The following is a 12,915-nucleotide window of genomic DNA, read 5'->3' as shown; positions in this document are numbered from 1 at the left end:
CTCGGTTTCGTCGGTGCGGTTACGCGTCGTGGCGGCTGGGCGCGGTGGCGTTCACGTCGTGGCGGCTGGGCGCGGTGGCGTTCACGCGTGGAAGGGCAGGCCGGCGTCGGCGGCCAGCTCGAGGTCGTCGCCGTCGGGCGGCGCCATGAGCGAGGCCGAGCCGTCGCTGACCGGGACGACACCCAGCTCGAGGAGCTCGGCCATCGCGGCGCTGCCGGCCATGTCGCGGACCTGCAGCTGGTAGCGGGCGGTGGTGCGGTACGCGCCTCCGGCGTCGTCGCCGGTCCGCTGCAGGAAGCCGGAGTCGGTGAGGAAGGCGACCGCCTTGCCGACGATGCCGGTCGTCGAACCGGCGAGGCGGCGGGCGTCCTTGGTGGCACCGGTCGCGCTGCGGCGCGCGTACACCCGCCAGGCGGCCTCCAGGCCGGGGGCGTCACTGGCCGGGTCGGTGTTCTCGCCCTGCTCGTCCGCACGCTCCTCGAGGCGGCGGCACGCCTGGCGTACGAAGGCGTCGACGCCGTTGACGGTGATCCGGCCGATGTACCCGTCGTCGGCGAGGTCCTCCGGGCGGGGGAACGCCATGGCGGCGACGGCGAGGTGGGCCAGCCCGTGCAGGAAGCGGTCGGCGGAGTCGGCGGAGGCTCGGCGGGCGTAGTCACCCATGCGCACCGCGAAGACCGAGTCCTCTCCCGCGGTGACGGCCATTCCGGCGCGGGGCGACACCTCGAGCACGACCAGGCCGAGGCCGGTGGCGACGGCGTCCGCGAGGCGCGCGAAGGCGGGGTCCTCGCGGTAGCGGCGCAGCAGGTCGGCGTATTCGGCGTCGCGGGCGGGGAGCAGTCTGGGCTGCAGCCCGAAGGACACGAGGCGCGCGGCGTCGGCGGCGTCCGCGGGGGTGACGGTGCTGCCGGCGGGGGCGGGGGCCGCGGAGACGGGGCCGGCCGGCGGGCCCTGCGGGGCGACCGGCTCGCTCCACGCGGCGTCGGGCTCGGCGTGGTGGTCGCTCACGCGGACTCCTTGGGGGCGGGGTGGCACTGGCCGGGTGGTCAGTGAGTGGAGTGGTCTGTGGTGGCTGGTTGTGCTGGCGGGTCAGTGGTGGCGGTCACTGGGCGGGGGCGAGCGGGTGGGCACGAAATCGCTGCGCGTCGCCGTGTCCCTGCCCTCCCCCCGTTACGCGGGGTATAGGGGATGCCGGCGACCCGCACCCGGATCCGCTCGGCATGTCCGAACCCCTCGGCGGCCGGTCCGGGCCGGGCGAAGCAGTCCTGCCGGAGGCTTCGCGATGCGCGGTGGTCATGGGCCCTCCGACCTGGCGGCCGCCATGCCCGCCGCGTCGAGCAGTGCCGTACCGACGATCAGGTCGGCACCGCCGAACTCGGGGTCGTCCAGTTCGGTGCCGTCGTCGACGGCGAAAAGCAGTCGCTGTTCGCCCTGGCGGTATGCGGTGCCGACCGGCGGGCTCGCCGCATGGACGGCCAGCAGCGCCACGAGGTACGGAAGATCGGCGTCCCGTCGGCGGGCGTCCGCCAGCAGTCCGGAGAGGCGGCGCGGCGCGTCGTGCTCCAGATCGAGCAGCTCCATGGCGCTCGCGAGCTGCTCCTCGCTGAAGCGGCTGTCGTCGGGCGTGGCGATCAGGTCCGGTTCGGGCATCTCCGCCCCGAGGTGCTCGCGCTCCGTCGGAGGGGTCAGCAGCAGGTCCACGAGGTCCCCGACCCGCACGGACGAAGGGGTGCGCAGCCCGGTGCCGTTCGCGAAGAAGGCGTCCGTGACACGGATCGCGGATTCCACCGGCAGCGGCAGCAGCGGCGCCACCAGCTGGCCGTAGAGATCGAGACCGGTGCGGGCCGCGGGCCTGGCGAAGGCCTGGCGGTCCTGCTCCGCGCGGAACAGCGGGCCGGCCTCCAGCAGGCGGGACTGGAGCTGTGTGTGCCGCCGGATGCAGTCCTTGACGATGTCCACGAGCTCGGCGGCACGCCGTTTGTGCTCCGCCGTCTTCGGGTCGGCGCCCGTCTCCGCCTCGTCGCGGGCCCTGCGGATGTTGGTGAGGATCGCGTTCTCGTGGCGGTAGCGGTCGGCGACGTGGTCGAGCGCCTCGGCGATCATGTCGGGGACGGTGTGGAGCCAGTCCACGGCCCGGACGTTGCGACGGGTGGCCTCGAGTGTCCTGCGCAGGGTCTCCGAGTACTGCACGGTCCGGTAGCGCGCCTGCTCGGCGGCGAGTTGCGCGTCGGCGAGGCGGCCGCGGTTGATCAGGACCTCGAGCTTCACCTCGGCCGCGATCTGTGCGCTGGTGACGTCCGTGTCGAGGGCGCCGACGAGGACGTTGACCGCCTCGTCGGTGGTGCGCAGGTAGACCGTGCCGTCGTAGCCGGGCACCTCTTCGATGAGCTTGAAGTCGTAGTCGCGGCGGGTGTAGACGCCGTCGGTGCCGAACGTGCCGTAGACCGCCCGAAAGCCGCGGTCCACGCTGCCGACGTTGATCAGGTTCTCCAGGACCCAGCGGGCGACGCGCTCGTGCTCGGCCGCGGGCCTGCGGGGTGCCTGCGCGGCCACGCGCGGCAGCAGACGCGCCACTATCTGGTCGTGGTCGGCACCGGTGTCGAAGTCCATGTTGAGTGTGACGAGGTCGATGGCCGCGAGGGCGACCTCCGCCATCGCGTAGACCGAGTACTCGCCGGCGAGATTGGCCTTACGCACGTCGAGGTCGTGCAGCGGCGCGGTGCACGCGAGCGCCCGGAGCCGCCGCGCGAGCCCTTCGTCGGCGGCCGGGCCCTGCGCGGGGCGCGGCCCCGCGCTGAGCTGGGGCGGAGCGGTGTCCGTCGAGGCTGGCGATGTCACGGTGCACAGATTAGGTCCTCGCACCGACAACGGTCGAAACGGGCGCAGAGCGGGCCCGGTCCGGCCCCCTGCCCGAACAGACCGGCGGCCCGCCGGACCGACCGGATCCACGGCCCCCGAACCGTCCCGATCCGTGACCTCGTGCCCGTCCCGATCCGCCCGCGGACCTACCGGATGCCGGTGGGCGTGCCGGTCCCGGTCGCCTGGCGGCGGCGTCAGTCGGGTACGGGGAGGAGCGTCCCGTACGTGCGGACCAGCTGTGTGCGGGAGTCGTCGAGGTAGGCGTCGAGGAGTGCCTGCGCCTCCCGCCGCCGCCCGGCCCGCAGCGTCTCCAGGATCTCGCGGTTGCGCACCAGGTACGGCAGGTGCAGCCCGCGCGGGTCGTCCACGACGTGGAACGCGAGGCGCAGTTCCGCGAGGACACCGCGCATCAGCTCGTCGGTCCGGGCGCTCCCCGCGAGGGCCACGAGCTCGCGGTGGAAGTGGATGTTGGCGGTGGAGACGCCCTTCCAGTCGTGCTCGCGGGCCGCCTGTTCGCCGCCGGCGACCGCGGCGTCGAGCTTGTCCAGTGCGTACGGCGGCTTCCCGAGCCGCTGCACGACGGCGCATTCGACGAGCTGTCTGGTGCGGTAGATGTCCTCCACGTCCTCGACGGCGAGCACGCGTACGAAGACGCCGCGGTTGAGCTCGTGGACGAGCAGCCGTTCGTGGGTGAGCAGCCGGAACGCTTCCCGCAGGGTGTTGCGCGAGACGCCGAGGGCCTTGCCAATGCTGTCCTCCGACAGCCGCTCACCGGGCGGGAAGTAACCCTCCGCGATGCGCGTGCGCAGGATGTCCGCGACCCTCTCCGCCGTACTCGTACGCCCCAACAGCGGGCGGTCGTCCGCCAGTCCGCCGCCGGCCCCGGGCTCCGTCGTCCCCACAGCACCCCTCGTCTCCGCTGCCGGACCCGTCCGCGCCGGCGTGCGGAGTCCATCGTAGAAGCAAGAACGTATCCACACGACTCTTGTCGGATCGTTCAACAATCCCCTACCTTGGCTTCACCCGCACACCTCCCGCCCGCTCCTCCTCCCCTTTCAGCGAGGTGCAGATGAGTACGACCAAGGCCCAACCACAGCGAGACGGACTCCCCGAGGACGACGGCGCGCTCGCCTGGATGCGCGCCCTCGGCCCGCGCGGCCGGCGCGCCTTCGGCGGCGCGTTCGGCGGATACGCACTCGACTCGTACGACTACTTCACCCTGCCGCTGAGCATGGTGGCCATCTCCGCGTACTTCAGCCTCGACAACGGAGAGACCGGGCTCCTGACCACGGTCACCCTGGTCGTGTCCGCCGTCGGCGGGGCACTCGCCGGCATCCTCGCGGACCGCGTCGGCCGTGTGAAGGCACTGCTGATGACCGTGATCACGTACGCGGTGTTCACGGTCCTGTGCGGCTTCGCGCCCAACTACGAGACGCTGCTCGTCTTCCGGGCCCTGCAAGGTCTCGGCTTCGGCGGCGAGTGGGCCGTCGGCGCGATCCTGGTCGCCGAGTACGCGAGCGCGAAGCACCGCGGCCGCACGCTCGGAGCCGTCCAGAGCGCGTGGGCGGCCGGCTGGGCGCTCGCCGTGATCGTCTACACGCTGGTCTTCCACTTCCTCGACGCAGACACCGCGTGGCGCGTGATGTTCTGGACCGGCGCGCTGCCCGCCCTGCTGGTGGTCTACGTGCGCCGCAACGTGAGCGACGCCCCGGAGGCGGCGGAACAGCGCCGCAACAGCACGGAGCGCGGGTCGTTCACCACGATCTTCAAGCGGGACCTGCTGCGCACCACGCTGTTCGCCACTCTCCTGTCCACGGGTGTGCAGGGCGGTTACTACACACTCGCGACCTGGGTCCCCACGTACCTCAAGACGGAACGCGGGCTGACCGTGGTGGGCACCGGCGGATATCTGACGTTCCTCATATCCGGTGCCTTCATCGGCTACCTGACCGGCGGGTACCTCACCGACCGGATCGGCCGCAAGAAGAACATCGCGCTGTTCGCCGTGCTGTCCGCAGCCGGAATCCTCGCCTACACGAACATCCCCCCGGGTGCGAACACGCTGCTGCTCGTCCTCGGTTTCCCGCTCGGCTTCTGCATGTCGGCCATCTTCAGCGGCTTCGGATCGTTCCTGAGCGAGCTCTACCCGACGGCGGTGCGCGGCACCGGGCAGGGCTTCACCTACAACAGCGGCCGTGCCGTCGGCGCGTTCCTGCCCACGCTCGTCGGCTTCCTCTCCGACAGCTGGGGCGTGGGTGGTGCCCTGGTCCTCGGCGCGGCCGGCTACGCACTCGCGGTGCTCGCCCTGCTGGGACTTCCCGAGACACGCGACCGCGAACTCCTCTGACCCTCCCCGCAAGGGGCCTGCCCGGCATGGGCCTGCCCGGCAAGTGAACTGGAGGTACCACCGTGACCTGGGCGTCCATCGACCTCAACGCCGATCTGGGCGAGGGCTTCGGCCACTGGCGGCTGACCGACGACGAGCAACTGCTGTCCGTCGTCACCAGCGCCAATGTCGCCTGCGGCTTCCACGCGGGGGACGCGGTCACCATGCGCCGCGTCTGCGAACTCGCCGCCGAACGCGGTGTGCGGATCGGCGCCCAGGTCTCGTACCGCGATCTGGCCGGGTTCGGGCGGCGCTCCATGGACGTCCCGTCCGACGAACTGGCCGCCGAGATCGCCTACCAGATCGGCGCGTTGCAGATCTTCGCCCGCGCGGCGGGCTCCCGCGTCTCGTACGTCAAACCGCACGGCGCGCTCTACAACCGTGTCGTGCACGACACGGAGCAGGCGGCGGCCGTCGTCGAGGGCGTGCTGCTCTCGGGCGACCGGCTGCCGCTGCTGGGACTGCCCGGCTCGAGACTGCACACCATGGCGGAGAAGGCCGGGCTGCCCGTCGTCACCGAGGCCTTCGCCGACCGTGCCTACACCGCGGAGGGCACACTGGTGCCGCGCGGCGAGGACGGCGCCGTCATCAGCGACCCGGACACGGTCGTCGAACGGTCCGTCACCATGGCACGGTTCGGCGTCGTGGCGTCCGGCTGCGGGCGCTCGGTGGGGGTCCGCGCCCGCTCCCTGTGCCTGCACGGCGACACCCCGGGCGCGGTGGCGCTGGCACGCCGGGTGCGCGGGCAGTTGGAGTCCGTGGGCGTCCGGGTCGAGGCGTTCGCGTGAACGGCCCGGCGCCGCGGACCATGCCCGCCGGGGACCGGGCGCTGCTGGTGGAGTTCCCCGGGGGCACGGAGGCGGGCGCGTTCCACGCCGAACTGCTGCGCCGCCGCGCCGCCGGGCTGCTTCCCCGCATCGAGGACATCGTGCCCGCCGCCCGTACGGTACTGCTGGACGGGCTCGACGATCCGCGCGCATTCGCCGGGGAGCTGGCCTCGTGGGACATCCCGCCGCTCGGCGCCCACGAGGGGAACTCGGTCGAGATCCCGGTGCGCTACGACGGCCCCGACCTGGCGGAGGTGGCGGCTCTGTGGCAGGTGGACACCGACGAGGCCGCGCGGATCCACTCCGGGCTGGAGTTCCGGGTGGCGTTCTGCGGCTTCGCGCCCGGCTTCGCCTATCTCACGGGCCTGCCGCGGCGTTACGCGGTCCCCCGCAGATCCACCCCCCGCACCGCCGTGCCCGCGGGTTCCCTCGGGCTGGCCGGCGCGTACACAGGCGTCTACCCCCGCTCGTCCCCCGGTGGCTGGCAGCTGATCGGGACGACGGAGGCCGAGCTGTGGGACGCGACGAGAGACCCCGCGGCACTGCTGTCGCCGGGCACCCGGGTGCGGTTCGTGCCGGAGGGCCGATGACCGACCTCGCTCTGGCGGTCGTACGGGCCGGGGCACTGACCACGGTGCAGGACACGGGGCGGCCCGGGCTCGCCGGTCTCGGAGTGCCCCGCTCGGGGGCGCTCGACCCGCCGGCGGCCCGGCTCGCCAACCGCCTGGTGGGCAACGAGGAGAGCGCCGCTGTCCTGGAGACCACCGTGAACGGCTGTGCGGTGCGCCCTCGCGGCCCGGTGACAGTCGTCGTCGGCGGTGCGCCGGGCAAAGTCACTGTCGACGGCGCGCCGGCGCCCTGGGGTGCTCCGGTCCGGGTCCCGGCCGGGGCCCTGCTGGATGTCGGGCCCGCCGCACGCGGCGTACGGAGCTACGTGGCCGTCGCCGGCGGAATCGCGGCCGACCCGGTGCTGGGCAGTCGGTCCACCGATCTGCTCTCGGGGCTGGGGCCCGCGCCGCTGACGGACGGGGACGTGCTGCCGCTCGGCGTGCCGGCCGGTCCCGCCGCCCGCGTCGATGTCGAGGTGCCGTGGCCCGCTCCCCCGGTGGAGCTCTTGCTCCGGGTACGGCTCGGTCCGCGCGACGACTGGTTCACGGACGCGGCGCTGCGCACGCTGGCACGGTGCCCCTTCCGGGTGTCCCCGGCGAGCAACCGCATCGGGCTGCGCATCGACGGACCCCGTCTGGAACGGGCGGTCACGGCCGAACTGCCCAGTGAGGGCATGGTGCTGGGCGCTGTCCAGGTGCCGCCGGACGGCCGGCCCGTGGTCTTTCTCGCCGACCACCCCACGACCGGCGGATATCCCGTGGTGGGCGTGGTGGACGGGCGGGACCTGGCCGCGGCGGCCCAGGCGGTGCCGGGAACCCCGGTGCGGTTCCTCACACGGCGCTGATCAGCGTCGCCCCGGCACCCTCCGCCTGCGGTCCCTACCCTGTCCCCGCCGTGACGCGTCCTGCGGGCACGGGCGGAGGCACAGCCGGTGCCACCGCCGCCAGCGCGGCGGACAGGGCGAGCTCCGCGCCGCGGTCGAGCCGGGCGCTGGTGCCACGGGCCCAGTGGTGCATCTCGTCGCCCGCCAGCCGCAGCAGTTGCGGCAGCAGGTCCGTGCAGCGCCGGGCCAGCCAGCCGGTGCCTGCCGTGGCCAGCCACCGGAGGGTGGCGGCCGTCGTGGGCTGCGGCTGGTCCGGCTCGGCGCCGGGTACGGGACCGTCGGCGAGCCCGCGGGCGGCGAGCAGTTCGTGGAAGCGCCGCGCGAGCATGCGGTGGCCGCGCTCGCCCGGGTGCAGCCGGTCGGCGCTCCACATGGCCCGGTCCGCGACCCACGCGGCGTCGGCCGCGTGCAGGTGGACGGTGTCGTAACGGTCGGACAGCGCGTGGACGACGGCGTTGACGGCATGCTGCCGCCGGGCCAGCGGCCGGGCGAGCGGTGCGGGCAGGCCGAACATGGCGCCGGGGTCGGGCAGGCAGGCCGTGAGCAGTACGGTCCCGCGGGCGGCCAGCGCGGCACAGACGTCGTCGAAGCGCCGGGCGAGGTCCCCGATGTCGAAGGTGCGGCGCAGCGTGTCGTTGACGCCGACGACGACGGACGCGATGTCGGGTGCGAACGCAAGGGCGGCGGGCCCCTGGGTCTCCGCGACGTCCTTGGTGAGCGCGCCGCTCACCGCGAGGTTGCGGAAGACGGCGGGCGCGTCCACGCGGCCGACCCCCTCGGCGAGCAGGGCCGCCCAACCCCGCCAACCGCCCGCGACGGGGTCACCGACCCCGGCGGTGAGCGAGTCCCCCAGCGCGACGAACCGCAGCGGCCGGGCGGGCGCCCGGCACCCGTCCACCGCGCCGGCGAGCGGTTCGCCGGTGACGGCCGCAGCGTCGGCGGACGTCGCTCCGGCGGTGGCCCCCCGGTCCGGTGCGGCGTCCGCCGACACCGGCGTGGGTGCCCCCGTCGGCATCGGCATCGGCATCGGCGCCGTCATCGCCGGTGCTCCGGCCCGAAGGCGCGGTCGTCGGCCGGCAGCGCCCCGTGAGCGGCGAGGAAGGCCGTCACCGAGGTCTGCCAGTCGAACAGTTCGGCCCTCTCCCTGGCCGCTTCCCGTCGGGCTGTCTCCGGACGGGACAGGAGCTCGAGAACCGCCGCCGCGAAGTCCTCGCCCGTGTCGGCGGCGGCCACACCCGCGTCGCCGATCACTTCGGGCAGCGCCGACGAAGCACTCGCCACCACGGGTGTGCCGCACGCCAGCGCCTCGAGGGCGGAGAGCCCGAAGGTCTCCGCGGGACCGGGTGCCAGGCACACGTCGGCCGCTGCCTGCAGATCGGCGACCGCCTCCCGGTCGGGGACGTGGCCGAGGAACCGGACGGGCAGCCGCTCGGCACGCGCCCGGCGCACGAGGGAGGCCTTGAGCGGGCCGTCGCCGGCGACGACCATAGAGACCCGCAGCCCTCGTTCACGCAGAACGGCGAGCGCGTCGAGGGCCGTACCGGGCCGCTTCTCGACCGACAGCCTCGAGCACAGCAGCAGGAGCACGTCGGCCCCGGTGGCGTGCTCGGCGCGCAGCACCGCGCTGCGCCGCTGGGGCCTGCAGCGCCGCAGGTCCACGCCGAGCGGGGCGCGTACGACATTGCGCGCACCGATGCGCACGAACTCCCGCTCCGCCCACTCGGTCGTGCACACGATCCGCGAATAGGCCCAGGCGCTGCGGCGGTTGAGCCGGTCCGCCGCGCGTGCGGCGACCGTCTCGGGGAGACCCCAGGTGCGTAGTACTCCGTCGGCGGTCTCGTGCGAGACCATCATGGAGGGGATCCGCCGGCGCCGCGCCCATTCGCCGGTCCAGCGCAGGGTGGTGCGGTCGGAGACCTCGAGCCGGTCGGGTGCCAGTTCCTCCAGCACCTGCCGCAGCCGCCGACGTCCCGCCAGCACGCGGTAGCCGCCGGTGCCGATGATCTCCGGTCCCGGCAGGGTGATGACACGCCCCTGATCGGTCTGCCGGTCGCTCTCGCCGTCGCCGGGCACGACGAGCACCGGATGGTGTCCTGCGGCGAGGTAGCCGCGACCGAGTTCGGCGAGCGCGGTGCGCAGCCCACCGGACGAGGGGGTGACGAAGTTCGCCAGGCGTACGATCCGCAGTCCTCGTTCCGCGCTCATGCGGCCACCGCCGTACGCGCGCCGAGTACGTCGGCGTAGTGGTCGAGCAGCAGGTCCCCGACGGCGGTCCAGGTCCGGTCCCGCACGGCGGCGAGCCCTGCCTGCCCGTACGCCGCGCGCAGCGCGGGGTCGGCGGCGAGCGCGGCGACCGCCGCACGTACGGCGTCGCTGCTGTGGGGCTGCACGAGCAGCCCGGTCCGGCCGTGGTCGACGAGGTCGAGCGGGCCCCCGGCGGCCGGTGCCACGACGGGCAGGCCGCTGGCCATGGCCTCCTGCACGGTCTGGCAGAACGTTTCGTAGGGGCCGGTGTGCGCGAAGACGTCCAGGGAGGCGAAGATCCGGGCGAGGTCGTCGCCGGTCCTGCGGCCGAGGAAGACGGCGCCCGGGAGGGCCGCCCGCAGGGACGTCTCGCTGGGTCCGTCGCCGACGACGACCACCCGTACACCGGGCATCGCGCAGACATCGGCGAGCAGTTCGACGTGCTTCTCCGGGGCGAGGCGCCCGACGTACCCGACGATCAGTTCGCCGCCCGGTGCCAGGGCGCGGCGCAGTTCCTCGTCGCGCAGTTCCGGCCGGAAACGGGTGGTCTCCACTCCGCGAGGCCACAGGCGCACCCGTTCGACCCCGTGCTCCTCGAGGTCGCGCATGGCGGCGGTCGACGGGGCGAGGGTGCGGTCGGCGGCACCGTGCACGGCCCGGATGCGGCGCCACGCGGCGCCTTCACCCGCCCCGACGTAGGTACGCGCGTATCCGGCCAGGTCCGTCTGGTAGACGGCGACGGCCGGCAGGCCGAGGCGTGCCGCGGCGGACATGCCGCGCACACCGAGTACGAAGGGGCTTGCGAGGTGGACGAGTTCGGCCCGGTGCGCGGTGATCGCAGCCGCGACCCGGCGACTGGGCAGGGCGACGCGCACCTGCGGATAGCCGGGCAGCGGCAGGGAGGGAACGCGCACGACGGGGCAGGGTGCGGTCTCGTCGCAACTGGGCGCCCCGACCGCGGCCGGGGCGATGACGAGCGGTTCGTGACCGCGGGCGGCGAGGTGCCGTGCGGTCTGCTGGGCGCAGTGCGCCACACCATTGACGTCTGGCGGAAAGGATTCGGTGACGATGACGACGCGCATACCCGAGTTCTCGTCGGGCCCGGAGTGGCTGCGCCAACGTGGATCTTTCCGTATGTGGAACGTCCCATGAGCGTTTGTGTCCGGGCGCTGTCGGGCCGGTGCCCACCGGCCCTGACGAATACGGGCGGAACCGGCTCCGCCGCCGACTCCGGAACCGACGATCCGAACGCCGCCGCAGACGCTCGTGAGCGGCCTTTCCGCCGCGGCCCGACGCCTGTTCGCGGTACGCGCAGGACCGTGGTGGGCCCGGCTCGGGCGCCGCGTTCGTCACACCGCCGGAGCCGCGGGCCTCGCCGTCCGACCGCGCACTCACACCCTCCGAGCCGCGCACCCACCATCCGAGCCGCGGGCTCACACCCTCCGAGCCGCGCGCCTCACACCGTCGGCCGGTCCGGCCCGATGCGGCTGCGCACGGCGGTCTGCACCTCCGCCTCCTCCGCGGGATCGGCGGCCAGTCTGCGCAGCCGGTCGGCGACACGCACGTCGCCCGTCTCCGCGTGCAGCGCGGCGACCTCTCTGGTGGTCTCCTCGCAGTCCCACAGGCATTCGACGGCGAAGCCGTTGGCGAAGGAGGGATCGGTGGCGGCGAGCGCGCGGGCGGCTCTGCCGCGCAGGTGCGATGAGGCCGTCTCGCGGTAGACATGGCGCAGTACGGGTGCGGCGCAGGCGATGCCGAGGCGTCCGGCTCCGTCGACGAGGGTCCACAGCAGAGGGGCGTCGGGGCCGTCCGCCCGGACGGTCTCGCGGAGGGCGCCGAGTACGAGCTGCGCGTCGGCGGGTCCGCCGCCCCGGCAGGCGAGGACGCCGGCGGCGGACCCGCCGAGGGCGTCGGGGCGGTGGATCCAGCTCCGCGCCCGGTCGACCGCCTCCTCGCCGCACATCCGCTCGAACGCCGCGACGGCGGCTTCCGCCACGTTCCCCGATCCGGCGGCCACCGCCGCCTCGATCAGATCGAGTACGACCGGGTCCCGTGCCTCGGCGAGGTAGTGCAGGGCGGCGCAGCGGGCGCCGTCCGGGCCGCTCCGGGCGGCTTCGACGATGACGGGCCGGTCCTCCGGTCCCGCCACCGCGGACAGACATCGGGCTGCCGGAACATGCAGCGCGCCGCCGCGTTCCAGACCCTGTTCGGCCCAGTCGAGGACCGCCTGGACACTCCAGCCCGGCCGGGGGCCGGTGGGCCGCATCTGGCGCTGCCAGCGGTCGAAGGAGCCGGCCTCCCGGGCGGCCCTGACCCGGTCGCCGACGGTTTCGCGCGCGTCCTCTGCCCACAGCCGCCAGGGCCGCGGCTCGAACGAGTCCCGCACCGCGGCAGCGAGCTCGGCGTCGCCCTCGGGGGTGGCGGGGAATCTGGCGAGGATCGGGGCGGCGAGCGCCCGCAGCCCCGCGTCGTCGTCGCGCAGGGCGAGCTCGTCGAGGGCCCAGGCCCAGTTGGCGCCGTTCGTCGCGTACCGCCGCAGCAGGGCGAGCGCGTCGCCCCTGCCGTACGAGGCGAGGTGTCCGAGCACCGCTAGGGCGAGACCGGTCCGGCACTCTTCGGTGTCGAGGTGGTCGTCGGCATCGCAAAGATGCCGTTCGATCTCCTCCAGACTGCCGTGGAGATCGAGGTAGAGGCGTGCGTAGTACAGAGAGCGGTTCTCGACCTGCCAGTCGTGGCGGGGGTCATTGAGCACGCAGTGGTTGAGGGCGGCCAGGGCTTCGGCCCGCGGGGCTGCGAGCGCGTGCAGTGTGCCGTCGCCACGGCCCCTCTGCAGCAGACCGAGCAGGGTGCCGCTCGGCGCTATGACTGGATCGAACATGGGAAATGCCTCACATCAAGCTGTCGACGCGACCGGGGAGTGGAATGCCTAGGCCGCGCAGCAGCATGTAGGACCGCCCGTTGTCATGCGCGTCCACCGCTTGGTGTTGACCATCTTCCTCTGCCTCTCTTCGGTGACCCCAGGGGAAACTCCCGGTTGATGTGGTCCGGGATGGGGCTGACGTCATGATGACCCACCCATTTCGCCACCGCGACCACATTTACGGCGG

The 12,915-nt window shown here is 73.7% G+C and carries 11 protein-coding genes; 4 read left to right on the top strand and 7 right to left on the bottom strand.

What is annotated here, in order from left to right; all coding sequences use genetic code 11:
- Positions 1 to 81: 81 nt before the first annotated feature.
- From ACFYV1_RS24515 to ACFYV1_RS24505, 3 genes are all read right to left on the bottom strand, one after another.
- Entirely contained in the window at positions 82 to 1,008 is a 927-nt protein-coding gene (locus ACFYV1_RS24515) for a hypothetical protein (RefSeq protein WP_389397672.1), read from the bottom strand.
- A 285-nt stretch (positions 1,009 to 1,293) separates the two neighbouring features.
- Positions 1,294 to 2,838 (bottom strand): hypothetical protein, encoded by a 1,545-nt coding sequence (locus tag ACFYV1_RS24510; protein ID WP_389397671.1) that lies wholly within the window; start codon positions 2,836 to 2,838, stop codon positions 1,294 to 1,296.
- Between the two features lie 215 nt (positions 2,839 to 3,053).
- Positions 3,054 to 3,761, bottom strand: coding sequence for a GntR family transcriptional regulator (locus ACFYV1_RS24505; protein ID WP_389397670.1), 708 nt, complete (start codon positions 3,759 to 3,761; stop codon positions 3,054 to 3,056).
- Between the two features lie 167 nt (positions 3,762 to 3,928).
- Between ACFYV1_RS24505 and ACFYV1_RS24500 the strand changes: the two genes are divergently transcribed.
- The 4 genes from ACFYV1_RS24500 (at position 3,929) to ACFYV1_RS24485 (ending at position 7,525) form a co-directional block, all read left to right on the top strand.
- A complete protein-coding gene (locus ACFYV1_RS24500; RefSeq protein WP_389397669.1) occupies positions 3,929 to 5,206 on the top strand; it encodes an MFS transporter in 1,278 nt (425 codons plus the stop codon).
- A gap of 62 nt (positions 5,207 to 5,268) precedes the next feature.
- A complete protein-coding gene (locus tag ACFYV1_RS24495; protein ID WP_389397668.1) occupies positions 5,269 to 6,033 on the top strand; it encodes a LamB/YcsF family protein in 765 nt (254 codons plus the stop codon).
- A 20-nt stretch (positions 6,034 to 6,053) separates the two neighbouring features.
- A complete protein-coding gene (gene pxpB, locus ACFYV1_RS24490) occupies positions 6,054 to 6,662 on the top strand; it encodes a 5-oxoprolinase subunit PxpB (protein WP_389397721.1) in 609 nt (202 codons plus the stop codon).
- Positions 6,659 to 7,525, top strand: coding sequence for a biotin-dependent carboxyltransferase family protein (locus tag ACFYV1_RS24485; protein WP_389397667.1), 867 nt, complete (start codon positions 6,659 to 6,661; stop codon positions 7,523 to 7,525). The genes pxpB and ACFYV1_RS24485 overlap by 4 nt, the downstream gene beginning before the upstream one ends.
- A gap of 34 nt (positions 7,526 to 7,559) precedes the next feature.
- Here ACFYV1_RS24485 and ACFYV1_RS24480 read toward each other — a convergent pair whose 3' ends face one another.
- The 4 genes from ACFYV1_RS24480 to ACFYV1_RS24465 form a co-directional block, all read right to left on the bottom strand.
- Positions 7,560 to 8,603 (bottom strand): SGNH/GDSL hydrolase family protein, encoded by a 1,044-nt coding sequence (locus tag ACFYV1_RS24480; RefSeq protein ID WP_389397666.1) that lies wholly within the window; start codon positions 8,601 to 8,603, stop codon positions 7,560 to 7,562.
- Positions 8,600 to 9,769, bottom strand: coding sequence for a glycosyltransferase (locus ACFYV1_RS24475; RefSeq protein WP_389397665.1), 1,170 nt, complete (start codon positions 9,767 to 9,769; stop codon positions 8,600 to 8,602). Before ACFYV1_RS24475 ends, ACFYV1_RS24480 begins: the two co-directional genes overlap by 4 nt.
- Positions 9,766 to 10,890, bottom strand: a complete 1,125-nt coding sequence (locus ACFYV1_RS24470; protein WP_389397664.1) for a glycosyltransferase family 4 protein — start codon at positions 10,888 to 10,890, stop codon at positions 9,766 to 9,768. Before ACFYV1_RS24470 ends, ACFYV1_RS24475 begins: the two co-directional genes overlap by 4 nt.
- Positions 10,891 to 11,264: 374 nt before the next feature.
- Positions 11,265 to 12,686, bottom strand: coding sequence for a HEAT repeat domain-containing protein (locus ACFYV1_RS24465; RefSeq protein ID WP_389397663.1), 1,422 nt, complete (start codon positions 12,684 to 12,686; stop codon positions 11,265 to 11,267).
- Positions 12,687 to 12,915 lie beyond the last annotated feature (229 nt).

It is taken from the genome of Streptomyces sp. NPDC003023 (genome assembly GCF_042888225.1).
GTDB lineage: Bacteria > Actinomycetota > Actinomycetes > Streptomycetales > Streptomycetaceae > Streptomyces.
Note: the sequence above shows the minus strand (reverse complement) of the source record. Positions and strands in the feature narration are given on the sequence as shown.

What these genes read in the sequence shown, in the direction of transcription:
- ACFYV1_RS24500 (WP_389397669.1), top strand. Translation starts at nt 3,929, where the DNA reads ATGAGTACGACCAAGGCCCAACCACAGCGAGACGGACTCCCCGAGGAC.
- pxpB (WP_389397721.1), top strand. Translation starts at nt 6,054, where the DNA reads ATGCCCGCCGGGGACCGGGCGCTGCTGGTGGAGTTCCCCGGGGGCACG.
- ACFYV1_RS24485 (WP_389397667.1), top strand. Translation starts at nt 6,659, where the DNA reads ATGACCGACCTCGCTCTGGCGGTCGTACGGGCCGGGGCACTGACCACG.
- ACFYV1_RS24480 (WP_389397666.1), bottom strand. Translation starts at nt 8,603, where the DNA reads ATGACGGCGCCGATGCCGATGCCGATGCCGACGGGGGCACCCACGCCG.
- ACFYV1_RS24475 (WP_389397665.1), bottom strand. Translation starts at nt 9,769, where the DNA reads ATGAGCGCGGAACGAGGACTGCGGATCGTACGCCTGGCGAACTTCGTC.
- ACFYV1_RS24470 (WP_389397664.1), bottom strand. Translation starts at nt 10,890, where the DNA reads ATGCGCGTCGTCATCGTCACCGAATCCTTTCCGCCAGACGTCAATGGT.
- ACFYV1_RS24465 (WP_389397663.1), bottom strand. Translation starts at nt 12,686, where the DNA reads ATGTTCGATCCAGTCATAGCGCCGAGCGGCACCCTGCTCGGTCTGCTG.